The 24,463-nt window shown below is 52.2% G+C and carries 20 protein-coding genes and 1 pseudogene; 2 read left to right on the forward strand and 19 right to left on the reverse strand.

The window, feature by feature from the left end; genetic code table 11:
* Positions 1-768 (forward strand): annotated as a pseudogene (locus tag IE054_RS15410) (hypothetical protein); the annotation flags it as partial.
* Between the two features lie 28 nt (positions 769-796).
* Here the strand turns inward: IE054_RS15410 and mutT are convergent.
* The 3 genes from mutT to IE054_RS15425 form a co-directional block, all read right to left on the reverse strand.
* Positions 797-1,180, reverse strand: coding sequence for an 8-oxo-dGTP diphosphatase MutT (gene mutT, locus IE054_RS15415; protein WP_189407976.1), 384 nt, complete (start codon positions 1,178-1,180; stop codon positions 797-799).
* Entirely contained in the window at positions 1,180-3,888 is a 2,709-nt protein-coding gene (secA, locus tag IE054_RS15420; protein ID WP_189407977.1) for a preprotein translocase subunit SecA, read from the reverse strand. Before secA ends, mutT begins: the two co-directional genes overlap by 1 nt.
* Positions 3,889-4,037: 149 nt before the next feature.
* Positions 4,038-4,916 (reverse strand): M23 family metallopeptidase, encoded by an 879-nt coding sequence (locus IE054_RS15425; RefSeq protein WP_189407979.1) that lies wholly within the window; start codon positions 4,914-4,916, stop codon positions 4,038-4,040.
* A gap of 615 nt (positions 4,917-5,531) precedes the next feature.
* Here IE054_RS15425 and IE054_RS15430 point away from each other — a divergent pair.
* Complete coding sequence (locus IE054_RS15430) at positions 5,532-6,056, forward strand: hypothetical protein (RefSeq protein ID WP_189407980.1); 525 nt, start codon at positions 5,532-5,534, stop codon at positions 6,054-6,056.
* Positions 6,057-6,150: 94 nt separating this feature from the next.
* On the opposite strand, the gene lpxC is transcribed toward IE054_RS15430, so the two are convergent.
* The 16 genes from lpxC to mraZ form a co-directional block, all read right to left on the reverse strand.
* Positions 6,151-7,062, reverse strand: a complete 912-nt coding sequence (gene lpxC / locus IE054_RS15435; protein WP_189407982.1) for a UDP-3-O-acyl-N-acetylglucosamine deacetylase — start codon at positions 7,060-7,062, stop codon at positions 6,151-6,153.
* A 201-nt stretch (positions 7,063-7,263) separates the two neighbouring features.
* Complete coding sequence (ftsZ, locus tag IE054_RS15440) at positions 7,264-8,430, reverse strand: cell division protein FtsZ (protein WP_189407983.1); 1,167 nt, start codon at positions 8,428-8,430, stop codon at positions 7,264-7,266.
* Between the two features lie 104 nt (positions 8,431-8,534).
* Positions 8,535-9,764 (reverse strand): cell division protein FtsA, encoded by a 1,230-nt coding sequence (gene ftsA, locus IE054_RS15445; protein WP_189407985.1) that lies wholly within the window; start codon positions 9,762-9,764, stop codon positions 8,535-8,537.
* Between the two features lie 7 nt (positions 9,765-9,771).
* The gene (locus IE054_RS15450; RefSeq protein ID WP_189407986.1) at positions 9,772-10,509 is read right to left on the reverse strand and encodes a cell division protein FtsQ/DivIB; all 738 of its coding nucleotides are present in this window, start codon (positions 10,507-10,509) and stop codon (positions 9,772-9,774) included.
* 2 nt (positions 10,510-10,511) lie between these two features.
* Positions 10,512-11,465: a D-alanine--D-alanine ligase gene (locus tag IE054_RS15455; RefSeq protein WP_189407987.1), complete on the reverse strand. Its 954-nt coding sequence runs from the start codon at positions 11,463-11,465 to the stop codon at positions 10,512-10,514.
* On the reverse strand, positions 11,462-12,913 hold the full coding sequence (murC, locus tag IE054_RS15460; protein ID WP_189407989.1) for a UDP-N-acetylmuramate--L-alanine ligase: 1,452 nt from the start codon (positions 12,911-12,913) through the stop codon (positions 11,462-11,464). The genes IE054_RS15455 and murC overlap by 4 nt, the downstream gene beginning before the upstream one ends.
* On the reverse strand, positions 12,913-13,986 hold the full coding sequence (gene murG, locus IE054_RS15465) for an undecaprenyldiphospho-muramoylpentapeptide beta-N-acetylglucosaminyltransferase (protein WP_189407990.1): 1,074 nt from the start codon (positions 13,984-13,986) through the stop codon (positions 12,913-12,915). Before murG ends, murC begins: the two co-directional genes overlap by 1 nt.
* On the reverse strand, positions 13,979-15,268 hold the full coding sequence (ftsW, locus tag IE054_RS15470) for a cell division protein FtsW (RefSeq protein WP_189407992.1): 1,290 nt from the start codon (positions 15,266-15,268) through the stop codon (positions 13,979-13,981). The genes murG and ftsW overlap by 8 nt, the downstream gene beginning before the upstream one ends.
* On the reverse strand, positions 15,262-16,575 hold the full coding sequence (murD, locus tag IE054_RS15475; RefSeq protein ID WP_189407993.1) for a UDP-N-acetylmuramoyl-L-alanine--D-glutamate ligase: 1,314 nt from the start codon (positions 16,573-16,575) through the stop codon (positions 15,262-15,264). The genes ftsW and murD overlap by 7 nt, the downstream gene beginning before the upstream one ends.
* A complete protein-coding gene (mraY, locus tag IE054_RS15480; RefSeq protein WP_189407994.1) occupies positions 16,575-17,657 on the reverse strand; it encodes a phospho-N-acetylmuramoyl-pentapeptide-transferase in 1,083 nt (360 codons plus the stop codon). The genes murD and mraY overlap by 1 nt, the downstream gene beginning before the upstream one ends.
* Positions 17,651-19,054 (reverse strand): UDP-N-acetylmuramoyl-tripeptide--D-alanyl-D-alanine ligase, encoded by a 1,404-nt coding sequence (locus IE054_RS15485; RefSeq protein WP_189407995.1) that lies wholly within the window; start codon positions 19,052-19,054, stop codon positions 17,651-17,653. Before IE054_RS15485 ends, mraY begins: the two co-directional genes overlap by 7 nt.
* Positions 19,054-20,595, reverse strand: a complete 1,542-nt coding sequence (murE, locus tag IE054_RS15490) for a UDP-N-acetylmuramoyl-L-alanyl-D-glutamate--2,6-diaminopimelate ligase (protein WP_189407996.1) — start codon at positions 20,593-20,595, stop codon at positions 19,054-19,056. Before murE ends, IE054_RS15485 begins: the two co-directional genes overlap by 1 nt.
* On the reverse strand, positions 20,585-22,357 hold the full coding sequence (locus IE054_RS15495) for a penicillin-binding transpeptidase domain-containing protein (RefSeq protein ID WP_189407997.1): 1,773 nt from the start codon (positions 22,355-22,357) through the stop codon (positions 20,585-20,587). The genes murE and IE054_RS15495 overlap by 11 nt, the downstream gene beginning before the upstream one ends.
* Positions 22,354-22,689: a cell division protein FtsL gene (gene ftsL / locus IE054_RS15500; RefSeq protein WP_189407999.1), complete on the reverse strand. Its 336-nt coding sequence runs from the start codon at positions 22,687-22,689 to the stop codon at positions 22,354-22,356. Before ftsL ends, IE054_RS15495 begins: the two co-directional genes overlap by 4 nt.
* Positions 22,686-23,624 carry a 16S rRNA (cytosine(1402)-N(4))-methyltransferase RsmH gene (gene rsmH, locus IE054_RS15505; RefSeq protein WP_189408000.1) on the reverse strand — a complete coding sequence of 313 codons (939 nt, stop codon included), beginning with the start codon at positions 23,622-23,624 and terminating at the stop codon, positions 22,686-22,688. Before rsmH ends, ftsL begins: the two co-directional genes overlap by 4 nt.
* Complete coding sequence (gene mraZ / locus IE054_RS15510) at positions 23,621-24,079, reverse strand: division/cell wall cluster transcriptional repressor MraZ (protein ID WP_189408001.1); 459 nt, start codon at positions 24,077-24,079, stop codon at positions 23,621-23,623. Before mraZ ends, rsmH begins: the two co-directional genes overlap by 4 nt.
* Positions 24,080-24,463 lie beyond the last annotated feature (384 nt).

Raw genomic sequence — 24,463 nt, forward strand, 5'->3', positions numbered from 1 at the left:
GACAGGTTCTTCGTAAGTGTTATCGACCCCGCATTACCCGACCAGCTGCACGAAAGCATTAAAACCCAGCTACCTCAACTTATGACATTTTTTGCCGACAAGCTGGGACGGCTTAAGTACCGGCCTTCTCTGTTTGCGTCTTACAGTAAAGACAAAACCGGCCGCTATGGCAATCAGGGCGGCACGCTGCCGGGCCAGGTATTTATGCACTGGTATGGCTACAAGTCCATTCATCCCTTCGACAGTCAGGCAACCTACTGGTTTTTTGCTCACGAGGTAGCGCACCTATATCAGGGTCAGGCAAGCCTTATCAACGATCCCAGTCATGCCTGGATCCACGAAGGCGCGGCTGACATGATGGCGGGGCTGGCGTCTGACGCCTCATATCTTGATAAACGCCTGAATAAGGCGCAGCAACAATGTGCACAACGCGTCTCAGACAAAAAAACGTACTCAAAAGCGGTCAGAAAGAAACCGACATTGCACTACAGCTGCGGACTTACGCTGTTTCACGCAATCATTCTTGATATGAAAGCAGGCAACGGTGTCTCACTGTTTGAGCTGTGGCAGCGCTTCAACACCCGTGTACTCAATGGGCGTCCCGCCTCTGCAGCGACCTTCCTGACCACTGCACAGCCGTACCTTTCGGAGGAATTATACCGGTTTTTAGATGCTTTTATCGCGCAGGACGCGCTGGATACGGTCTGGCTGAATGAATTTATCAGCGTGAAAAAAGGTGATGAGGCAACAGCGGACAGCGCTTTATAATCAGGCTGGGCCCGCTTTATTCACTAAGCTATTGCTGCAGGGCTGCAATAATCTCACGGTTGGCCGCGGGAAAGTCGTCCGGCTTGAGCGCATCCATGGTCTGCCAGCGACTTTGCTGCCCCTCTTTACCATGCGGCTCGCCATCAAAAGCGGTAACCTTATGGACATCCAGTACTACTTGCTTATCAGGGTATGCATGCCGGATAACCGTCAACGGTTCGCTGCCTGTCACGGTGATCCCGACTTCTTCAGCCAGTTCACGTGACAGCGCCTCGGCAACCGTTTCGCCCTCATCGACTTTGCCGCCGGGGAACTCCCACTTACCCCCCTGATGCTGGTGCTCGCCACGCAGGCAAACAAAGGTCTGCCCGTCGCGAAGAATGACACCTACGGCTACGTGAACGGTTTTCATTATCTTAATTTACCGTGACACTGCTTGTATTTTTTGCCTGAACCACAGGGACAGGGATCGTTGCGTCCGACTTTAGGCCCATCGCGTACTTCGGTTTGCGGCTTGGCCTTCGCGGCACCTGGCGCTTCTGAGGCACTTTCATGCTGATAGTTTTTAGGCACATCGTCGGCCTGACGACGCTGCTCTTCAACCTTTTCAACATCTTCCTCGGCGCGTACTTTGACCCGGGCCAGAATGGTGATGACTTCCAGCTTCAGTGCTTCAAGCATCTCTGAGAACAGTTCAAAAGACTCACGCTTGTATTCCTGCTTAGGGTTCTTTTGCGCATAGCCACGCAGATGGATCCCCTGACGCAGATGATCCATAGCAGCCAGATGCTCTTTCCAGTGACTGTCGAGGTTTTGCAGCATGACGGCTTTTTCGAACTGACGCAGCACGTCTTCGCCAACGATCTTCTCTTTTTCCTGATAAGCGGCAACAATTTCGTTAAGGATACGTTCACGCAGCTTTTCTTCATATAGCTTACTGTCTTCGTCCAGCCATGCCTGAATATCCAGATCAACCGCAAAATCCGCTTTTAAGCGATCGTGCAGCCCGCTGACATCCCACATTTCTTCCAGCGACTGTGGCGGAATATACTCGTCGACAACCCCACTCACTACGTCTTCGCGAATGGCCTGAATGGTTTCACTGATGTTGCCTTCATCGAGCAACTCATTGCGCTGCTCATAAATGACTTTACGCTGGTCGTTGGCCACATCATCGTACTCAAGCAGTTGCTTACGAATATCAAAGTTACGGCCTTCTACCTTACGCTGGGCATTTTCAATAGCGCGGGTTACCCAGGGATGCTCAATGGCTTCACCACGCTCCATGCCCAGGCGCTTCATCATATTGCCCATTTTTTCAGAGGCGAAGATACGCATCAGCGCATCATCCAGCGACAGGTAGAAACGGCTTGAGCCTGGATCGCCCTGACGGCCTGAACGACCCCGCAGCTGATTATCAATACGACGAGACTCGTGGCGTTCAGTACCAATAATGTGCAGACCACCCGCTTCCAGTACGGCGTCGTGGCGCTTCTTCCAGTCAGCTTTTATCTTTTCAATCTTTTCGTCAGACGGATTTTCAAGCTTTTCAATTTCGACATGCCAGTTGCCGCCCAGCACGATATCCGTTCCCCGACCCGCCATATTGGTGGCAATGGTCACCGCACCGGGCTGTCCGGCCTGCGCGACAATGTCGGCCTCCTGGGCGTGGAATTTCGCGTTAAGGACTTTGTGAGGGATCTTTTCTTTTTTCAGGATACGCGACAGTAGTTCTGAGTTTTCAATGGAAATGGTACCCACCAGTGATGGCTGGCCACGCTTCACGCAGTCGCGGATATCCTCAACGATCGCTTCATACTTTTCTTCGGCGGTAAGATAAATCAAATCTGGTTTATCTTTACGAATCATCGGTTTATTAGTAGGAATAACCACGGTTTCCAGGCTGTAGATATGCTGGAACTCGAAGGCCTCGGTGTCGGCTGTACCGGTCATACCGGACAGTTTGTCATACAACCGGAAGTAATTCTGGAAGGTAATGGATGCCAGCGTCTGGTTCTCGTTCTGGATCTTCACGTTTTCTTTGGCTTCTACCGCCTGGTGCAGACCTTCTGACCAGCGACGCCCTTCCATCGTACGCCCCGTGTGCTCATCAACGATAACGATTTGATCATCTTTGACAATGTAATCAACATCTTTGGTGAACAGCTTGTGTGCACGCAGCGCCGCATTGATATGATGCAGCAACGAAATGTTCCCGGCCGCGAACAGTGACTCACCTTCCGGCAAAATACCCTCGCGCTGCAGGACTTCCTCAACATGCAACTGACCCCGCTCGGTCAGGTGAACCTGTTTAGCTTTTAAGTCGACGGTGTAATCACCATCGCCTTCCTGGCCTTCTTCATCTTCTTTTTCCTGCTCAACCAGCTCAGGAATGACCGTGTTAATCTGACGGTACAGTTCCGAGCTGTCTTCCGCCTGACCAGAGATAATCAATGGTGTACGGGCTTCGTCAATCAGGATAGAGTCGACTTCATCCACCACTGCGAAATGCAGAGGTCGCTGCACGCGATCCTGCGGGCTGAACGCCATGTTGTCGCGCAGGTAATCAAAGCCAAACTCGTTGTTAGTACCATAGGTAACGTCAGACTGATAGGCTTCACGCTTTTGTTCAGGGTTCATGCCCGGAATGTTGCAGCCAACGGTCATGCCCAGATAGTTAAACAGGTCACGGCTCCAGTCGGCATCACGCTGGGCCAGATAGTCATTCACGGTGATCACGTGAACGCCCTTACCGGTAAGCGCATTTAAATAGGTAGGCAGTGTGGCTGTCAGCGTTTTACCTTCACCAGTGCGCATCTCAGAAATCTTACCCTGGTGCAGTACCTGACCACCGAGCATTTGCACGTCAAAGTGGCGCATCTCGTACACCCGCTTACTGGCTTCACGCACAACTGCGAAGGCTTCAACGAGAAGGTTATCCAGCGTTTCGCCTTTTTCCAGACGTTCACGGAACTCTGTGGTTTTTGCTTTTAGTGCCTCGTCTGACAGCCCTTCATATTCAGTTTCCAGGGCATTGATGGCATCAACACGTTTTTGTAATTGTTTTATCAGGCGGTCATTTCTGCTACCGAATACTTTTCTCAGGACACTTGCAAACATTGGCTTGATTATTCCACTACTTGTAGGGACAGCACGTGTAACGTACTGCCACATTAATAAACTGTCAGCGCCAGCATATCACTGGACACTACCCAACACGATATTGCGCAATGCCATTCTGGCATCACTTACCTGGCTGCTACCTTTTGCTACTTGCCTGCAACAAAAGGCAGAGGATCGACATGTTGTCCGTTTCTTATTACTTCGTAGTGAACATGAGCACCGGTAGAGCGCCCCGAGCTTCCCATCTGAGCAATAACCTGCCCCTGGGTCACGACGTCGCCCACCGAAACTGACAGAGATTGATTATGGCCATAACGTGTGGTGTAGCCATCACCATGATCAATCTCTATTAGCTGTCCGTAGCCGTAGCGATCACCGGCCCAGGTCACTATGCCTGCTGCCGTTGCTACAACATCACTGCCTTGTTCTCCCGCAAAATCCAGCCCTTCATGCATGGCTGGTTCTCCCGAGAAAGGATCGGCACGCATTCCGTAATAAGAAGACAACCACCCCGATGCTATTGGGCGGCCCGATAACTGACTCTGCTGTTGGATATGGTGACCCCTGACAAGCGTTTCAAGCGTTGCCAGCTGTTTCGCCTTACTATCCAGATTACGTTGCATGGTCTCGATGTTGTCGAGTATCGGGTTTTGTTGCTGGTTGTCAGTCAACATTTCAGGGGAAAAAGCGTCCAGGTCGGCCGCTTTCATCCCTAATTCTTTCGCTATATTCTGCCCTTGTCTGTCAAGCTTCTGCATTTGCGCTGAGAGCGCCGCAAGCCTGGCAACAACGGCACTAAGTTGTGCAGTCGTTTGGTCTCGCAACTCAGCAATGTCCTGCTGGTCACTGCTGGTTTGTGACTGTGCCAGTTTGATTCTGGCCAGATCTTCAGACACCGAGTCGGTAGACCGGCTTGAGACCAGCATAAACAACGAGGACAACACCGTCACGCTTACCAGTGTTCGCACACTGATACTGCGTTGATAGCGTTTCTTTTTGCCCGCAAAGGTTATGGTCAGTCTCATAATACAACTCAAAAAAATTCGGCTCACAGTGTAACCGCCTTTTGTGTCGGGAACAAACGCTGAGCCGGTGTTTTCCCCGATCCCTCGTCTAAAAGCGGTATGAAGCTTGCGAAGCGTGCATGTCGCACAAATTTTCAACAATTTTCAGCAGTTTACTTCGCACTTAACAAACGAAGCGAGTGAACCCGCTGCAAAAGTCGCGCTGATTACGTATATCTGCCCATTCACACTCATGGATACCGCAACCGGTATCTGAGCATCCGGTCAACTGGTTCACCACGTCGTTTTCAGAGCTTCACTACAAGATGTGAGTTAAATATAGATCAAGCATCATGCACTACTTTTTAGAATTCTTGTAAGCTAGCTGTTTGTAAACTATCCAGATCGGTGTTTTGCGAGAGTGAGAAATTTTCTGGTTGAATTTATTTATGGTGAAAAACTATAGCGTCTGATTTTTTTACACTTTGACTTTTAAACGTTTTTCTAAATTTAACTATTTTTAATTTAATCAATAAGATAAATATATAAAAAAGATAACCGGCTCAATTTGTGCTTTAAGGATTTTTATAGTGCGGAGCGCTATTTAACGACATAAATATTAATGGAAGGAAAAACATGAAAACAGTTAAAATTTTGGTGGCGACTTTAATTTTCATAAGCGTAAACGCAAATGCGGGTTTAATTCAGTGGGATGTCACGGGTGACCCCTCCACTAATGGATGGACAATGACAGGGTGGGTGCAAATTGATTCAAGCAATTTGCAAAGCAATACCGATATCGGCGCAAATATCGTCAACTGGATGTTTAACTGGACCGACGGAAATTTGGTACTCTCAAATAGCTCTGGTGCGGGAGATAGTTTTAATCCTGCCTATAGCTCATTTATTGTTGACAGCTCTTTTGAGGTTTCCAGCGCTTCATTGTGCGCAAAAGACTGTAACGGAGTGTCCGACTGGCCTGCGATTTTTGTTTCCCAAAACACATGGAACGCGAGTTTTGCAAACAATGGCTGTTGTATTAGCATCACTCCTGCAAGTTGGGTGAGAGCGAGTAATGTGAGTGTGAATGCACCTTCAACTTTTGCCATCTTATCACTTGGTATAGTTGCTTTGGCGTCACGCCGATTTAGAAAAGAGTGATTGCCTGGTTCTGGCACATAGAAGTCTTTCTGCGGTTAGCAGCTACACACAAAAAAGCCGCCCAACAGGCGGCTTTTCTCAATGAATGTGTCGCTTACGCCAGCACTGGTTGTGCATAGCGGATAGGCGCAGACTCGACGTTATCGTAGGTCACGAATTCCCAGCAGTCCTGTTGTGCCAGCATGGCATTAAGCAGCTTGTTGTTCAGCCCGTGTCCGGTTTTAAACGCGCGAAGCTCGCCAATGATGCTGTGACCACCAAGGTACAAATCACCCACGGCGTCCAGGATCTTATGCTTAAGAAACTCATCGTCGTAACGAAGCCCTTCCGGGTTAAGCACTCTGAACTCATCCAGCGCCACAGCATTTTCCATACTGCCACCCAGCGCCAGGTTCTTTGCGTTCATGTACTCCAAATCGCGCATAAAACCAAAGGTACGTGCACGGCTCACTTCATCAATGTATGAGCTGCTGTCAAAATCCATCACCATATGCTGACGGGTCTGACTGATAACAGGGTGGTCAAAGTCAATTTTAAAATCGACCCGGAAGCCATCATGGGGGTGCAGCTCCGCCCACTTGTCATCTTCTTCTACACGCACCGGCTTTTTGATACGGATAAAACGTTTTGGCGCATTGAGTTCTTCAATACCCGCTGACTGCAACAGAAACACAAACGGACTGGCACTGCCGTCCATAATCGGCAGTTCATTGCTGTCTACGTCAACAATAATGTTATCAATACCCAGCCCTGCCAGCGCAGAGGCCAAATGTTCAACGGTATTGATACTCACGCCATCTTCGTTATTCAGACAGGTACACAACATCGTACTACCCACCGCGTTGGCACGCGCGGGAATGTCTACATGCGGAGTCAGGTCAACACGCCTAAATACGATACCCGTATTGGCAGGCGCTGGCCGGAGAGTCATTGTGACCTTCTCCCCTTTATGTAAACCGATACCAGTCTCCTGGACCGGATTTTTTATGGTACGTTGCTTTATCATGTCCTGTGCTTTCTACCTATTCCAAAAGCGGTCGCGAATTATAGTGAGTTACCACTAACATGTCAAAAAAATGTCATATACCGCCTATTACCCAGACTTTCTTTAACCAACAAGTACTTACAACTATCCTGGTGAAGACTGAGACAACATTACAGCAATAAAATTCAATTTTTTGTCAGTCAGCGGCCTCCTCGCTACGCGTTAGTCTGCCTGCTTTCTGAGAAAAGCCGGAATATCCAGATATTCCAGGTCATCAGGCTGAGCTTCTTCGTCAGCTTTAAGCGCCTGGTTACCGTCCGTCGATCCCACGCTGCTGCTGCGGTTTTCACCACCACTGCTTTGTCCGTATTCACGCGCCGTCGCTGACAGTCTGGAGCCTTCATTGCTGACCAGAGAAATATCTGGCTTGCGCTCGGCACCTATTCCGGTAGCAACCACAGTGACACGGATTTCGTCGGTCATTTCCATATCAATAACGGTACCCACCACCACAGTCGCGTTTTCAGACGCAAAGGCCTTAACAGCGTTACCAACGGTCTCGAATTCATCGATAGCAAAGTCCGGGCCTGCCGTGATATTCACCAGAATGCCGCGTGCACCTGACAGGTCGATGTCTTCCAGCAGCGGGCTGGCAATCGCTGATTCTGCCGCTTCCTCTGCACGATCGGGGCCTGATGCCGCACCGCTGCCCATCATGGCTTTACCCATTTCTGACATCACCGTACGGACGTCAGCAAAGTCGACGTTAATCAGACCCGGACGAGTGATAAGCTCAGCAATACCCTGTACCGCGCCACGCAGTACATCGTTCGCTGCACTGAAAGCCTGCAGAAGCGGTGTGCCCGGCCCCATGACTTTAAGCAGTTTTTCATTCGGGATAGTAATTAGCGAGTCAACGTTGTTGGCCAGCTCAAGAATGCCCTGGTCTGCGAACGTGGTGCGCTTTTTCCCCTCGAACGGGAAAGGCTTGGTGACCACTGCCACGGTTAGGATCCCCATTTCGCGGGCGATTTTGGCTACCTCTGGCGCAGCACCGGTTCCGGTACCACCGCCCATGCCCGCAGTGATGAACACCATATCTGCGCCGTCGAGCGACTGACGAATGGTTTCGCGGTCTTCCTGCGCGGCCTCGCGGCCAATATTGGGATCAGCACCTGCTCCCAGCCCTTTAGTCACGCTGGAGCCAATCTGCAATGTGACATTCGCGCTGGAACTGCGCAGTACCTGTGCATCGGTATTGACTGCAATGAATTCTACGCCTTCAATGCTCTGAGACACCATGTGCTCAACCGCATTTCCACCGCCGCCACCGACGCCGATGACTTTTATTACGGCTTCTTCGCCGTGACTATCCATTAATTCAAACATACTTACTCTCCGGTTGTACGTCTTCAACACTAAGCCTGGTCATAAACTGCTCGCTTAACATTCCGCTGTTAGCTCTTATGCCTGACTCTAGCGCCCCCAAAAATTTAAAATTCACCTTTAAACCAGCTTTGCACACGCTCAAACAAACTCTCGCCTGTGCGCTGCTTACTGATTTTATTATTCTCTGACTGCATTTTGCCGTAGTGCAACAGCCCAACGGCCGTAGCAAACCCGGCATCATCTACGTATTCAGATAACCCTTTTACGCTGATGGGATTGCCCACTCTGACGGGCATCTGAAACAGTTCTTCTGCAAATTCCACCGCCCCTTCCATCTTGGCGGTACCGCCGGTTAGCACAAGGCCGGCAGCGATTTGCTCTTCAAATCCACTGGCACGAATTTCGTCATGGACCAGTTCAAATAATTCCTGATACCGAGGCTCAATCACCTCGGCCAGTGTATGGCGTGACATCACCCGCGCTGGACGACCACCCACACTGGGTACTTCAATGCTCTCTTCCATGCTAACCATGTCTTTGAGTGCGCACGCATAATTCACTTTTATCTCTTCCGCGTTACTAATTGGTGTACGGAAAATTTTAGCGATATCACTGGTTATCTGATTCCCGGCCACCGGGATCACCGCAGTGTGACGAATCGCCCCATCGGTGTAAATCACGATATCAATCGTGCCCCCACCAATGTCGACGACACAAACGCCTAACTCACGCTCATCGTCGGTCAGCACGGCATAGCTTGATGCCAGTGCGGAAAAAATAATCTGGTCGGCATTCAGCTCACAGCGCTCTACGCACTTAACCAGATTTTTGGCCATATCATCGGCGCAGGTAATAATGTGCGCGTCTGCTTCCATACGCACACCTGACATACCAACCGGGTTTTTAATGCCTTCCTGGACATCAATTGTAAATTCCTGCGGCAACACGTGCAGCAGACGTCGCTCGGCGGCAATAGGTACACTGCGGGCCGCATGAATAACGTTATCAACGTCTTCCTGGGTGACTTCCTGATTGTTAATGGGCACCATGCCATTTTCATTCTGGCACTTAACGTGACGGCCTGAGATCGACATAAACACCGATGACACCCGGCAATCTGCCATGAGCTCCATTTCATTCACGGCCCGCTGCACAGATTTGACCACCAGGTTCAAATCGTTCACGCCACCTTTGTCCATGCCTTTCGCGGCATGGGTGCCCACGCCGACGATGCTGATTTGATCATCGTCAAGCAACTCACCGACAACAGCCTTTACCTGGCTGGTTCCTATGTCCAGGCCGACTATCAGGTTGCGTTCCGCAGGTTTCGACATGCTGGTATCAACTCTCTTCTTTAATTTCGTCGCTGTCGCCGTTTTTCCAGCCAACAGCCAGTCCCGTATCGTATCGAAGGTCGACATACTTCACTGCCTTCGTTTCTTTGGTCAGCAGCGGATAAACATCAATAAACCGCTGCAGACGGTCAATAAATTCTTTGCGACCGAGGTTCAGCTCGATCCCGTTTTGTAACTGCAACTGCCAGGCAAACCGCTCGCTTAAGGATAACTCCGCAATGGGCATTCCCACGGTTGCCAGCAGCGAGTGCATGGCGTTATACCCCTCAAGCGCTGTTTTCTCGCTCCCCCCCGGCCCAAACAGCCGCGGCAGAGACAGCCCCTCAGCGCTGGCGTCAAAGGTGTCGCCGTAGGGATTGAGCAGTAAATCCTCATTCCACTGCGCCACTGGCTGTTGCTCAACCAGATAAATTTTCAGCGTATTCGGCCACTGTTTACGCACCGAGGCCCGGTATACCCAGGGCTGCGCCTCAACCAGGTGGTATACTTCATTCACATCCAGGGCAAAAAAACTGCCCGGCTGTGATTGTCTGATTAAGCGTTCCAGCTGGCCCACTTTGACATGGGAAAAGTCACCGGAAAAATCCACCACCTGCACCGGCATACGTTGTTCGTCTGCCAGCCAGTCTCGTACTTGTACGCCACCGACTATCAGCGCTGCCAACACCAGCACCAGAAAGGCAATACCGCCCCACAGGTTAAGTCTGGATGCGCTGACAGCCATAATTACTGCCCGTCTCTCATGTCAGTCATACTGGTCGCCAGGATCGCCATAGCCAGCGCTTCGAGCGTTATACCCGCCGCACTGGCTGCTTTTGGTACCAGACTTTTCTCGGTCATACCCGGCACGGTATTGGCCTCAAGTAAATAAAACTGTCCTGTTGCATCCTGCATCACATCAACACGGCCCCAGCCGTAGCCAGCGACCGCGGCGAACGCGCGTGTCGACAAGTCAGCCAGCGCCGCTTCCTCTTCATCACTTAAGCCACTGGGACAAAAGTACTCGGTGGTATTGTCCTGATACTTGGCCGAATAATCATAAAATGTGTGGGGGGTGGACATCCGTATAGACGGCAAGGCACGACCCTGCAGCACCGACACTGTCAGTTCAGGTCCGCTGATGTACTGCTCGAGCAGGACCTGGTTATCATAATTAAAGGCGTCCTGTACGGCAGTCTCGAGTTGTTTAGCGCTTGTCACTCTGGCCATGCCGATGCTGGAACCTTCCCGCGCCGGTTTTACCATGACCTCATTCCCCAATTCATGCATTATAGCGCTGCATGATCCAGCTTCAAAGCCACTTTTTTCAGCAATTCGGTATTTCGCAGTAGGCAGTCCCAGACTTTGCCAGATTTGCTTGCTGCGGATCTTGTCCATGGCCAGTGCAGAGCCCAGCACACCGGTGCCAGTGAAGGGAATACCAAGCTGTTGCAGTGCTCCCTGCATCACGCCATCTTCACCACCACGCCCATGCAGCATAATGATCACCCGGTCGGTTTGATTATGCAGCAACTCAACAATATTCGCTTCAGCGGGATCGAACTTGTACGCATCCACGCCCTGGCGCAATAAAGCATCAAGTACAGTCTGGCCAGAACGCAACGAGACTTCCCGCTCCGCAGACGCGCCACCAAACATCACGGCAACTTTGCCATACTCGGCTGCAGTGTACTGCTTCATGTGCCGGACTCCTGCTGCATCAGGACCGTTGGCTCCATACCGGCCGCGGCCAGTGTTTTGGCGACCTGTCCGATATTGCCTGCCCCCTGTGTCATGACGATGTCGCCATCTTCCAGCATATTACCTAAAATGGCAGGCAACTGAGCGGCGCCGCCCACGTACACAGGCTCTACCTGGCCACGCTGGCGAATAGAGCGGCACAGCGCTTTACTGTCAACGCCTTCAATTGGCTTTTCACTGGCAGCATACACATCCAGCAGCAACAGTACGTCTACCTTCGAGAGCACCTCCACAAAGTTTTCGTACAGATCACGGGTGCGACTGTAGCGGTGCGGCTGATAAACCATCACAATGCGTTTATCCGGCCAGTTGGCCCGCGCCGCATTGACGGTCGCCGCCACTTCCGTGGGGTGATGTCCATAATCATCCACCAGCGATATCTGGCCTTTTGACGTATCAAAGTCGCCAAGTAGTTCAAAGCGCCGGCCGATGCCGCCAAAGCTGGCCAGCGCGTCAGTTATCGCCTTATCCTCGATCCCCTCATCGGTCGCCACGGCAATTGCCGCAAGGGCATTGAGCACATTGTGCTCACCCGTCAGGTTCAGGGTAATAGCCAGTGGCTCGTGATTCGCCCGCAACACCGTGAAACGCGCCTGACCAAACGATAGCGACACATTTTCTGCGCGCACGTCGTTATCCGCGCCAAAACCATAAGTCAGCACGCTACGCCCGATATGGGGCCGTATTTCCTGCACGTTGGCATCATCACCGCACATAATCGCCTGCCCGTAAAACGGCAGGTTGCGCAGGAAGTCCACAAAGGTGTCTTTTACTTTAGAGAAATCGCCGCCATAGGTATCCATGTGATCAGCTTCAATATTAGTGACCACTGCCACCATGGGCTGTAAATGCAAAAATGACGCATCACTCTCATCGGCTTCGGCAATCAGATAACGACTCTTACCCAGCCGGGCATTGGTGCCTGCACTGTTCAGCAAGCCACCGATAACAAAGGTAGGGTCATACTCTGCCTGCGCAAAAATCGTGGCAATCAGGCTGGTTGTCGTGGTTTTGCCATGCGTACCTGACACGGCAATGCCATGGCGAAAGCGCATCAGTTCGGCCAGCATTTCTGCCCGGCGAATAATGGGAATACGCGACTGACGGGCCGTAATGATTTCAGGATTGTGTTCGTCAATGGCACTGGAGACCACCACCACATCGGCACTGGCTACGTTTTGGGCGCGGTGACCAATTTTGATATCTGCACCCAGGGCGGTGAGACGATCTGTCATGGCACCCTGTTGTATATCTGAACCGGCGATTTCATACCCTTCATTCAGCAGTACCTCAGCGATACCACCCATACCGGCACCGCCAATGCCGACAAAAAATATACGTTTTACTTTCCGCATCTGCGGACTTTCAAATGGGGTTCGTAATACCATTAGGCCCCTACTCCTGCCAGCGCTTCGCACTGGGTTACTACTTGTTCTGTTGCATCCTGCCGCGCTGCCTGTTTGGCGAGCTCGCCCATTTTCAGACAGGCATAAGGATCCTGGATCCATTGTCTGACAGCCTGGCCGAGGTTATCGGCCAGCGTTGACTGCGCAATCAATAGCGCCGCTTTTTTATTCACTAACGACAATGCGTTACTGGTCTGATGGTCGTCCACGGCATGCGGTAAAGGCACAAATATGGCTGCCCTGCCCGCCGCGGATACCTCGGCCACGGTCAGCGCACCCGCCCGGCATACCACAAAGTCTGCCCAGGCATAGGCATCAGCCATGTTGTCGATAAACTCGTCAACGGTCACAGGGACTGAGCCGCCACTGTATGCCGCCTCAACGTCGGCTTTATTATCTTTGCCACACTGATGCCAGATGTGCAGATCATCCAGACCTTTGCAGATTTCCGGCACAATAAGATTGAGCGGCCTGGCGCCCAGACTGCCACCGACAACCAGCATATTAAGAGGCTTCTCAATGGTGTCTTTTGGCTTTATCGCCAGCACCTCCCGACGCACCGGATTGCCCACCGCCATGATGTGATCCGGGTGCAGGGTAAACTGCGGCGCCGCATCGGCAAACCCCAGCATCACACGTTGCGCCAGTCTGCCCAGCAGACGGTTCGTCATCCCGGCAGTGGCATTTTGTTCGTGAATCACCAGGGGCACACCGCATAATTTCGCGGCAATGCCGCCAGGACCACTGGCGTATCCACCCATACCAAGCACGACATCAGGCTTAAGACGCTTAATCAATGCACGTGCCTTGCCAATGCTGCGTAACATCGCAAATGCGCTGTGTAGTTTACCGCCCAGACCTTTACCGCGCAGCCCTGAGACGGGAATAAAGTGAATAGCATAACCGGCTTTAGGCACCTGCGTGGCCTCCATACGCTCGCGTGTGCCCAGCCACTGAATATCCCAGCCTTTGGCCGATAATGCATCGGCAACGGCCAGCCCCGGGAACACATGGCCACCGGTTCCACCTGCCATTATCAGACAACGTTTAGTCATGACCGGCCTCCCGCGATACAGAATGTATCAATTCAGAGACATCGCGCTTCGCTGTCTCTTCATCCTTTTCGGCGGCCTTTTTGGTGTTTTCCAGACGCGGCTTCTTGCTTCGCTTCATGGCCTGCATGCCATCTACCCGAAGCTCAAAGTCAATGCGCAGCAATATCGCCACCGCAATGGCCATAATGATCAGGCTGGACCCCCCGTAGCTGACCAGCGGTAGTGTCAGGCCCTTGGTTGGCAGAATACCGGCACTGGCACCGATATTGACTGCCGTCTGAAACGAAAACCAGATCCCAATACTGTAAGCCATATAGCCATCGAAGGGCCGGTCCTTTAGCAGCGCCTGATTACCAATACGCAGCGCCTTAACGACCATCGTCAGAATCAGTGCCAGCACCACGATCACACCGGCAAACCCCAGCTCTTCGGCCAGGATGGCCATGACAAAATCGGTGTGCGCCTCTGGCAGAAACTCCAGCTTTTGAAGGCTGTTTCCCAGACCCTGACCAAACCAGTTACCCCGTCCATAGGCCATCAGAGACTGGGTTAACTGATAACCGGTGCCAAACGGGTCGGCCCAGGGGTCGAGAAAAGACGTGACCCGTTTAAGCCGGTACTCTTCAAAAATAATCAGTGCAACCACCGCCAGCAGGCCCGCAAATACCAGCGCAAAAAACTGCCAGAGCCGAGCCCCGGCTAAAAACAGCAGCCCCAGTGTAGTCGCAAACATCACCACCACTGTGCCCAAATCAGGCTGCAACAACAGCAGCATGGCGAGAATAAAAAATACTGCCAGTGGCTTTATAAAACCTTTCAGGTTTTCAGTCACTTCTTCATATCTGCGTACCAGATAGCCGGCAAGATACGCAAAGAAAAACAGCTTTGCCGGCTCTGCAGCCTGCACCGTAATAGGCCCAAATACCAGCCACCGGGTACTGCCATTAACCGTGCGACCAATCAGTAGTACCGTCAACAGCAAGCCGATGGCTGCAAGTAGCAGATACGGGTTGGTCAGCCGCCAGAAATTCATTGGTAGTTGCATAACCACCATGGCAGCAATACAGGCGGCAATCAGGTAAATACCGTGACGAATAGCAAAGTGGAATGGATTGTCGTAAATCCGCTGCGCCTCCGGCATGGACGCCGAAGTAACGATGATCAGACCAATACTCATCAACGCCAAAGCAATAACAATCAGTCCCTTGTCGTAGTAATCACGAGGCGAACTGTCACCATGTCTTAGCGCAAACATATCACTGAGGCTGGCTGAATTTAGCATGCCACCTCCAGTGCGTGTACCGCGTCTCTGAACACTTCGGCCCGATGAATATAATTGCTGAACATATCCAGACTGGCACAGGCTGGTGATAATAAGATGATATCCCCGGGTTTGGCTTCTGCAGCCGCCTGCCTGACCGCGTGCTCCAGACTGTCTGCCCGCTGGGCCTGTGGTGTCATGTCTGTAAACTGCGGCGCGTCTTTTCCAATGGCATAAACCTGTTCGACATGGTCGGTAATGGCCTGCCTGAGAACACTAAGATCCGCCCCTTTAGCATCCCCGCCGGCAATCAGAAACAACCTGCCCTGGATTGAGGATGCCAGCCCTTCAATTGCGGCCAGCGTTGCTCCGGCATTGGTGGCTTTGGAGTCATCGATATAGCGAACACCGTTAATAGTGGCAATATCCACACAGCGATGAGGGGCCGGTTCAAACCGGTATACAGCCTCCGCCGCCTGAGCCGGACTGACGCCCAGCGACAAGGCCAGCGCCATGGCGGCCTGTATGTTCAGCACATTGTGGGAGCCTGCCAGTGGGATACGGCGAATATCCAGCACATTCTCACCGTTGCAGGTGATCCAGTCGCCACTGACACCAAAGCCCTGCGCGGCTGCGTCAAGCCCGTATTCAATCACGGTATCAACCTGACGGCTCGGACGGGTTGCGTCTTGCCCCCGCCACACAGCAGCCTGATGACAGTGCATAAACAAACGCTGTTTAGCCGCCAGATACGCCTCCATGGTGCGGTGACGGTCAAGGTGATCGTCACTTAAATTAAGCAGGCAGCCTGCCTGCAGGCGCAGAGAAGAGGTGCTTTCCAGCTGGAAGCTGGACAACTCAAGTACAATGGCATCAAGCGGCAATTCCAGCGTATCGAGTACTGCACGGCCGACGTTGCCAGCGGCTACCACGCGTTGTCCCGCAGATGAGAGAATATGGGTCGTCAGCAAGGTAACGGTGGTTTTGCCGTTTGAGCCTGTAATGCCAATGGCAGGCACTGTATTGAAATGCGCAAACAGTTCGACATCACCCATAATGGTCACGCCCGCACTGCGGGCCATCTCTACGACGGGATGTTGCGGGTCTATGCCCGGGCTTAAGATCAGTACATCCACGTTATTGAAGTACTCTGTCGCCGGCGTGCCCAGTGTAACGGGCACGCTGACTGACGCATGCACCGTCAGGTGTTCGCGGCTGTCCCAGGCTTTCAAATCAGCACAGCGGCCTTGCAAAAAGCGCACACAGGCCTGACCGGTCATTCCAAGACCGGCGACAACTGCCCGCTGTGTGCTTAATGCTTTATCCATTACCGTAACTTCAATGTTGCCAGGCCAACTAAGACCAGGATGATAGAAATAATCCAGAAACGCACGATGACGCGCGGCTCCGGCCAGCCTTTTAATTCGTAATGATGGTGTATGGGTGCCATGCGAAAAATACGCTGGCCGCGCAACTTAAATGAACCAACCTGTAAAATAACGGACAGGGTTTCCATTACAAACACCCCGCCCATAATGATTAGCACGATTTCCTGACGCACCAGTACCGCCAGAATACCCAGCGTACCGCCCAGCGCCAGTGAGCCCACATCGCCCATGAAAACCTGCGCCGGGTAGGTGTTAAACCATAGAAATCCAAGGCCTGCGCCAACCAGCGCAGTGCAAACAATCACCAGTTCACTGGTCAGTGGTATATGCGGAATATTCAGGTACTCGGCAAAGTTAGCATTACCGGTGACATAGGCAAAAATAGCAAAGGCGCCGGCAACTAAAATCGTCGGCACAATCGCCAGGCCATCCAGCCCATCGGTCAGGTTTACCGCATTACTGGTGCCGACCACTGCGAAGTAGGTGATCACCACAAACATCAGACCAAGTTGCGGCATCACTTCCTTGAAAAAGGGCACCAGCAAGGCGGTCTCGGCGCCCTGCGACGAAGCAGAGTACAAGTAAATCGCCACTACCAGCGCGATAGCGGACTGCCAGAAATACTTCCAGCGGGCAATCAGGCCTTTGGGATCTTTACGGATCACTTTGCGGTAGTCGTCGACAAAACCGATGATGCCATAGCCTACGATGATGCTCAGCGTTACCCACACATAGCGATTTGACAGATCAGCCCATAACAGAATGCTGACCACAACGGCAGCCAGGATAAGCAGCCCGCCCATAGTGGGTGTACCGGCTTTTGAAAGATGACTTTGCGGCCCGTCATCACGCACGGTCTGCCCGATCTGCAGATTCTGCAGCCAGCGTATCATTTTAGGCCCAATAACAATTGCGATAATCAGTGCCGTCAGGGTGCTTAAAATCGCCCGCAATGTCAGATACGAGAAGACATTGAACCCGGAATCGAACTGGGTCAGAAAGTCAGCCAGCCACATTAACATGCAATGCGCTCCCGACGGCGTTCAAGCTTTCCCAGCTCAGAGGCCTCTATTGCCTCTACCACGCGCTCCATACGGGAGCTGCGTGATCCTTTAACCAGAATTGAAATATCGCGCTGCTCAGACAGTAATCTGCCTTTCAGCGCTTCTATCAGACTATCGATGTCACTGAAATGTTCACCCTGCTCACCGTACACCGAGCTGGCAGACTGGCTTAGCACGCCCAGCGTAAACAGCATATCAATGCCCTTCTCACGGGCGTAACTGCCTACCTGTTCATGGTAGTAACGCGACTTTTCGCCCAGTTCTTTCATGTCGCCCAACACCAGCAGTTTTACTCCGGAGAAACTGGCAAGGGTATCAATCGCTGCATTGACGGATGCCACATTGGCATTGTAGGTATCATCCAGCAGCGTGACCTGAGAAGTCAGTTTTTTCACGTTCAGGCGTCCGGCTACCTGCTGCATATCCATCAGACCATTGCAGACATCCTGCAGCGTAGCACCTACCTGCATGGTTAATGCTGCGGCCACCAGCGCATTGCCCACATTGTGTGCACCGGGAATGGCAAGATGGACACCCACATCGCCTTGGGGACAGACCAGATTAAATGACGCACAGCCATCCAGACCAATGGAAATATCTTCGGCGCTGAAATCGGCGTCATGCTGTTGATCAGGCGAGAAGGTCAGTACCGGCTTATGTCGCAGTTTGCCCTGCCAGAACTCAGCGAACTGACTATCAGCATTGACAATAGCCGTGCCGGTTTCACCCAGCCCTTTAAAAATTTCACTTTTCGCCCGTGCGACACCCAGCAGACTGCCGAAACCTTCCAGATGCGACGCTGCTGCATTCACAATGGTGGCCACATCCGGTTTCACCAAATCGGTGGTATAAGCAATTTCTCCTAAGTGGTTCGCGCCCAGCTCCATAACCGCGAAGTCATGCTGAGGCTCCAGACGCAGTAACGTAAGCGGCACACCAATGTCGTTGTTAAAATTGCCGGCAGTTGCCAGCACGTTGCCCCGGCGAGCAAGGATTGCGGCGCACATTTCCTTGACTGTGGTCTTGCCACTGCTGCCAGTAATGGCAATAGTTTTGGGGGCAACTTCGCGTTTTACCGCGGCGCCCAGTGCACCTAACGCCTGTTTGGTGTCTTCCACCATAATGACCGGCAGCGAGGTGCGCACCTTCTCACTGGCAATAATGGCGCTGGCACCGGATTCCTCAGCCTGTCTGACAAAACGGTGCCCGTTGAAGTTCGCGCCACTTAAGGCCAGGTACACAGCGCCTGGCGCAATTGTACGGGTATCTGTGCTGATCGCGTCGATTTGGCGATCCTCACCCTGCAGTTGCCCGTCCACCTGACTGGCGACCCAAGACAGCGTGGTTGTTATCATTAGCTGTACTCCCGTTGTAAGCGTGCGACTACCGCCCGCTCGTTGTAATCTGTGGTTGTGGTGCCGATTATCTGATAGTTTTCATGCCCTTTACCGGCCACCAGTACCAAATCCTCTGCACTGGCATTATCCAGACAGTAACGAATTGCTTTTTCGCGATCCGCTTCTGAATGAGCGTTCTGTGGCGACGCCAGGCCTGCCATAATGTCGCTGGCGATCGCCTCTGGCGCTTCAGAACGGCTGTTATCGGTAGTAATCACAATGTGATCAGCGCTCTGCTCAGCCGCGCTGCCCATTAGTGGGCGCTTGCCTTTGTCGCGGTCACCGCCACAGCCAAATATGCACCAGATTTTACCTGGCGTGTGTTTGCGTGCCGCCTCCAGCGCCTTTGTCAGCGCGTCAGGAGTATGTGCATAATCCACAACAATATTGGCGTGACGATCAAAGTGAAACACTTCCATTCGCCCGGCGACGGGTTTTAATGCTTCTACCGCGCTAACCACATCGGTAAAACGCTCGCCTTCGGCAAGCAGTGTGGCAATGGCGTTAAGGACATTGCGTATATTAAATTCACCCAGAAGCGGCAGGCTGACACTGCCCTCACCCCACGACGAGTGCAATGTAAAGCGACACCCATCCTGATGGTAATCGGCATTTGTGGCGAAACAGTGGCGATCATCAGGCTTATCCGGGGCAGCACTGTCGTCATTACCAGAGCGAATACCAGTCCACACGCAGCTAACATTATCGGGAGTATGCGCAGCCCAATTCTGACTTTCCGAATCGTCTGCGTTTAATACCACGGCATAAAGTCCTGGCTGTTGCAGCAAAAGACGTTTAGCCAGTGCGTATTCTTCCATGGAGCCGTGGTAATCAAGGTGATCACGGGACAAATTGGTAAATACCGCCACATCGGTCTGCACCTGGGCCAGGCGCCGTTGCACCAGCGCATGAGAACTGGCCTCAAAGGCGGTATGTACGACATCCTGTTGCTCAAATTCGGCGAGGATGTACTGCATTCTAATGGCATCTGGCGTGGTTACAGCCGCGGGCGTGGGTGTCCATTGCATGTCGGTGTCATCATAGATGCCGCTACCTAAAGTACCGATCGCCGCACTGCGGCTGCCAAGGTGATGTTTTAGCTGCGTAATCAGTTGTACAACCGAGGTTTTTCCGTTGGTCCCGGTGACCGCCACGGTCTTCATTTTCTGCGCCGGATAATCGTAAAAGGCGGCGGCCAGTGAGGACAGCATTGCCGGCAAATCATACAGAGAAATGATCACGCTATTGCCACGCATTTCCAGCGCACCATGGTCACGCTGATTGTCTGTCTGCGACAGAATAACCCGAGCCCCCAGACTGATAGCCTGCGGTATAAAGTCGCGCCCGTCGCGTTCATGACCTTTAATCGCCAGAAAACCCAGTTTAGTGTTCACTTCCCGGCTATCCAGCGTTAGTCCATGGATACGAATGTCCGGCGCGTCGACACCGAACTTGGCCAACAGCGCGCGCGTACTTTGCACAAACGCACTAACTACCACCTTGACCTCCTTTCAGAAAGCGGGTTGAGGTTACCTGGCGATCATCCGGGGCAATATTCATCAGTTGCAGGGCGCCGCCCATGATAGATGAAAATACCGGCGCCGCCGTATCACCGGCATGATACAGATCGCCACCAGGCTCATTGATAAGCACAACCGTGACCAGTTGTGGATCGGATACCGGTGCAATACCGGCAAATATGTTCACATATTCTTCGCCATAACCGCCTGCTACCGCTTTACGGCTGGTACCGGTTTTGCCCGCCACACGGTACCCGGGAATGGCTGCCTTAACCGCTGTTCCGCCTTTTTGCGTCACGCTTTCCATCATGTGCATGACGGCGCGTGCATTGGCCTTGCTGATAACCCGCTCTTCACCGCCTTGCCAGGTCTTGGGCTTAGGCTCTTTAATAATATTAAGTGGTCGCTTGGTTCCGCCGTTAGCAATGGTGGCGTACATACGCGCGAGCTGGGCGGTAGTTACCGAGATGCCATAGCCGAACGACAGCGTAGCCAGTTCAAACTCTGACCAGCGGCTTCGCTCGTGAAAGATACCGCTGCTCTCACCAGGCATATTTGAGCCCGTATCCGACATCAGGCCCATGTTGTAGTAGGTGTCCAGCAGGAATGGTTTTGGCACCGACAGAGCAAGCTTGGATGTGCCCATGTTGCTGGAATGCTGAATAATTTCCTCAAGCGTCAGTTCACCGTAATTACGGAAATCTTTCACCAGGCTACCGCCAAGACGCATCCAGCCTGGGTTAGTATCGATAACATCGCCGACGTTTACATCACCAAATTCAAGCGCTGTGAGTACCGCAAGCGGTTTTATTGACGAGCCTGGTTCGAATGAATCAGTAATCACCCGGTTCCGCATGCGGTGTGCCGACACATCATCGCGATCATTGGGGTTAAACGACGGCGCATTTACCATGGCCAGCACATCGCCACTGTGTACGTCTACGACAATGGCGGAGGCAGAGCTGGCCTTGTAGTACAGCATGGCCTCTTTAATTTCTTTGTAGGCCAGCGCCTGAATTCGCTGATCAATCGACAGTGTCAGGTTATCGGCTTCTTCACCCGTTGTGGTTTCAAGAATTTCTACCTGACGGCCTTTTGCATCGCGGCGGATTTTACGGGAGCCCGGTGTACCGGTCAGCCAGTCATTGTACATCCGCTCAAGCCCTTCAATGCCCTTGTCATCAACATCGGTAAAGCCAATTAACTGCGCGGCCACTTCGCCGGTTGGATAATACCGACGACTTTCCCTGCGCAGATAAATACCGGGAATATCCAGTTTATCAACGTAATTTGCCATGGCTGGCGATACCTGCCGCTGCAGATAGACAAACCGGCGCTTGGGGTTACTGACCTTCTCACGCAGGCTGTCCACGTCCTGCCCCAGTACATCTGCCAGTGCCCGCCAGCGACGGGCTTTGTTAAAGGCCTGGTTATCGTGAATAACTTTAGGATCGGCATAAATAGCCCTTACCGGTACACTGACGGCCAGCTCGGCACCATTACGATCGGTGATGAGACCACGATAAGTTGGCATATTCCGGGTTCTCAGTGTACGACTGTCGCCCTGTTCAATCAGCGCATCAGGCTCAATCACCTGTATAAAGGCAGCACGCGCCGCCAGTACCACAAACACCGTCACAACCAGCAACAGCACGGTTACAAACCGCCACTGAACCAGTCTGGGTGTCACATTTTGTTTGGCGCCACGGCGGGTACGGGCTTTGTTCGTTGTTCGTGTCATTTTAATCGCACCACCACTTCTTCATCCGCTCTCGGCCGGTGCATTTTCAGCTGCTTCTCAACCATACTTTCTATGCGGTTGTGCTCGGTCAGTGCGCGTTGTTCAAGGACCAGATTGCGCCACTCGACATCCAGCTGATCTTTCTCTTCCATCAGATCTTCCAGTGCAATCACCTGCTGGCGATTGTGATGTGTACTCAAAATCACCGCCATCGCACTTAGCATGACCATCAAATACAACAAAACCCGCAGCTTGTTGCGGGTCAGATCTGAGACCAGAATGAGAAGCAGACTGAAGTTTGTCGTGCTGTGTTTGTGGCTGGTCGAGGTCATAGCTTTTCCGCCACCCTTAGCACTGAACTGCGTGCCCTGACATTCTGTGTTATTTCTTCTGGCGAAGGTTTTATCGCTTTACCCAGTGTTCGCAGTACTTTGTCTGCGTCGATTTCTGCCTGGGTAACCGGCAGGTTGTGTGGTACCACCTTGCCCCGGCTTTGTTCACGCATAAACCGTTTTACCAGTCTGTCTTCCAGCGAGTGAAAAGAAATCACAGCCAGTCTGCCACCGGGTTTAAGCACACTCACGGCCGCCTTTAATCCTTCACGAAGTTGCTCAAGCTCGGCGTTGATATAAATTCTAATCCCCTGAAATGCGCGCGTAGCGGGGTGTTTATATTTATCTTTGACCGGCACCGCTTCATCAATGAGTGCTGCCAGTTGTGCAGTGCGGGTGATGGGTGTCTCATCGCGGGTATTAACGATGGCATGCGCAATGCGTTTACCGAATTTCTCTTCACCAAACTCTTTGATCACCTGTGCAATATCCTGCTCTTCTGCACTGGCCAGCCATTCTGCTGCACTTTGACCGCGGCTGGTGTCCATGCGCATATCGAGTGGACCGTCCCGTAAAAAACTAAAACCACGATCCGCATCGTCAAGCTGTGGGGAGGACACGCCAAGGTCCATCAATACACCGTCAACCTGACCACTCAGGCCGCGTTCGGCAAGCGTATTGGCCATCTCGGCAAACGGTTCATGAATAATACAAAAGCGGCTGTCACTGCTCAGCGCCTCAGCCGCTGTAATGGCTTGTGGATCACGATCAAAGGCAATCAGCCGGCCATCGTCACCCAGCTGACTCAGGATCGCGCGACTGTGTCCGCCCCGACCAAAGGTCGCGTCTACATACAGCCCGTCAGGCTCTATCGCCAGTCCATCAACGGACTCAGACAGTAGTACCGATGTATGTTTGAAATCAGCGGCGGTCATAACGAGAAGTCCTGCAGTCGTTCGGTCAGTTCAAAGTTGCCATCACGCTCGGTTTCCATATCCATTTCAATCTGGCTAGCCCAAATTTCTGCATCCCAGATCTCAAATTTGTTAAGCTGACCGACCAGCATCACTTCTTTACTGAGTTTGGCGTGTTGTCTGAGTGGTGTGGGAATAAGGATACGGCCGCTTTTGTCCATTTCGCCTTCGGTGGCATAACCAAGCAGTAACCGCTGCATCCGGCGTTCGGCCGGCACCATGCTGGAAAATTTACTTAATTTGAGTTCAATTTCTTCCCATTCGGGAAGTGGGTAAAGCAGCAAACAGCTTTGTTGTGTATCGACGGTGCAGACCAGCTGTCCGTTACAATCATCCTGGAGGGACTCCCGATACCGCGTAGGTATCGCCAGTCTCCCTTTTGTGTCCAGATTGATTGCGTTAGCGCCGCGGAACATTCCCCTAGCCTTTTATTATTTGCTTTTCTTGTTTGTTGAGTGCTGATCTGCAAAACGATGAACTCTCGATCCACAATTTGCCACTTTTACCCACTGTTTGACAGTTTAGGTAGCAATGATCCCCACTGTCAAGCAAAAAACCGCCGCTAGCCCGCGTCGTTACTGGCTTTAAGCTGTTTTTATATACAGTAGTATAAGGAAGTGGCTGATATAAGGCGGGAAAAGCGAAGCAAATGAGGCTCTGCCAAACATTAAATTTTCAGCCAAGAGCAGAAAAAAGCTAAAGAAAAAGTAAACACTCACTTGTCAACAGAAACGACGCTGTCAGAAGCTCAGCACAGTGCAGTCCTAACCTGTATAGGAGAGCAGGAACTTGGATCGGCG

The sequence above is a fragment of the Alteromonas halophila genome (genome assembly GCF_014651815.1).
GTDB classification, from domain to species: Bacteria; Pseudomonadota; Gammaproteobacteria; order Enterobacterales; family Alteromonadaceae; genus Alteromonas; species Alteromonas halophila.

Excerpts from the sequence above, each read along its gene's own strand:
- mutT (WP_189407976.1), bottom strand. The coding sequence starts at position 1,180 with ATGAAAACCGTTCACGTAGCCGTAGGTGTCATTCTTCGCGACGGGCAG.
- ftsZ (WP_189407983.1), bottom strand. The coding sequence starts at position 8,430 with ATGTTTGAATTAATGGATAGTCACGGCGAAGAAGCCGTAATAAAAGTC.
- IE054_RS15430 (WP_189407980.1), top strand. The coding sequence starts at position 5,532 with ATGAAAACAGTTAAAATTTTGGTGGCGACTTTAATTTTCATAAGCGTA.
- IE054_RS15485 (WP_189407995.1), bottom strand. The coding sequence starts at position 19,054 with ATGATAACAACCACGCTGTCTTGGGTCGCCAGTCAGGTGGACGGGCAA.
- ftsA (WP_189407985.1), bottom strand. The coding sequence starts at position 9,764 with ATGTCGAAACCTGCGGAACGCAACCTGATAGTCGGCCTGGACATAGGA.
- rsmH (WP_189408000.1), bottom strand. The coding sequence starts at position 23,624 with ATGACCGCCGCTGATTTCAAACATACATCGGTACTACTGTCTGAGTCC.
- IE054_RS15450 (WP_189407986.1), bottom strand. The coding sequence starts at position 10,509 with ATGGCTGTCAGCGCATCCAGACTTAACCTGTGGGGCGGTATTGCCTTT.
- ftsL (WP_189407999.1), bottom strand. The coding sequence starts at position 22,689 with ATGACCTCGACCAGCCACAAACACAGCACGACAAACTTCAGTCTGCTT.
- mraY (WP_189407994.1), bottom strand. The coding sequence starts at position 17,657 with ATGTTAATGTGGCTGGCTGACTTTCTGACCCAGTTCGATTCCGGGTTC.
- murC (WP_189407989.1), bottom strand. The coding sequence starts at position 12,913 with ATGGTATTACGAACCCCATTTGAAAGTCCGCAGATGCGGAAAGTAAAA.
- murD (WP_189407993.1), bottom strand. The coding sequence starts at position 16,575 with ATGGATAAAGCATTAAGCACACAGCGGGCAGTTGTCGCCGGTCTTGGA.
- lpxC (WP_189407982.1), bottom strand. The coding sequence starts at position 7,062 with ATGATAAAGCAACGTACCATAAAAAATCCGGTCCAGGAGACTGGTATC.
- secA (WP_189407977.1), bottom strand. The coding sequence starts at position 3,888 with ATGTTTGCAAGTGTCCTGAGAAAAGTATTCGGTAGCAGAAATGACCGC.
- IE054_RS15455 (WP_189407987.1), bottom strand. The coding sequence starts at position 11,465 with ATGAAGCAGTACACTGCAGCCGAGTATGGCAAAGTTGCCGTGATGTTT.
- mraZ (WP_189408001.1), bottom strand. The coding sequence starts at position 24,079 with ATGTTCCGCGGCGCTAACGCAATCAATCTGGACACAAAAGGGAGACTG.
- IE054_RS15425 (WP_189407979.1), bottom strand. The coding sequence starts at position 4,916 with ATGAGACTGACCATAACCTTTGCGGGCAAAAAGAAACGCTATCAACGC.
- ftsW (WP_189407992.1), bottom strand. The coding sequence starts at position 15,268 with ATGCTAAATTCAGCCAGCCTCAGTGATATGTTTGCGCTAAGACATGGT.
- murG (WP_189407990.1), bottom strand. The coding sequence starts at position 13,986 with ATGACTAAACGTTGTCTGATAATGGCAGGTGGAACCGGTGGCCATGTG.
- IE054_RS15495 (WP_189407997.1), bottom strand. The coding sequence starts at position 22,357 with ATGACACGAACAACGAACAAAGCCCGTACCCGCCGTGGCGCCAAACAA.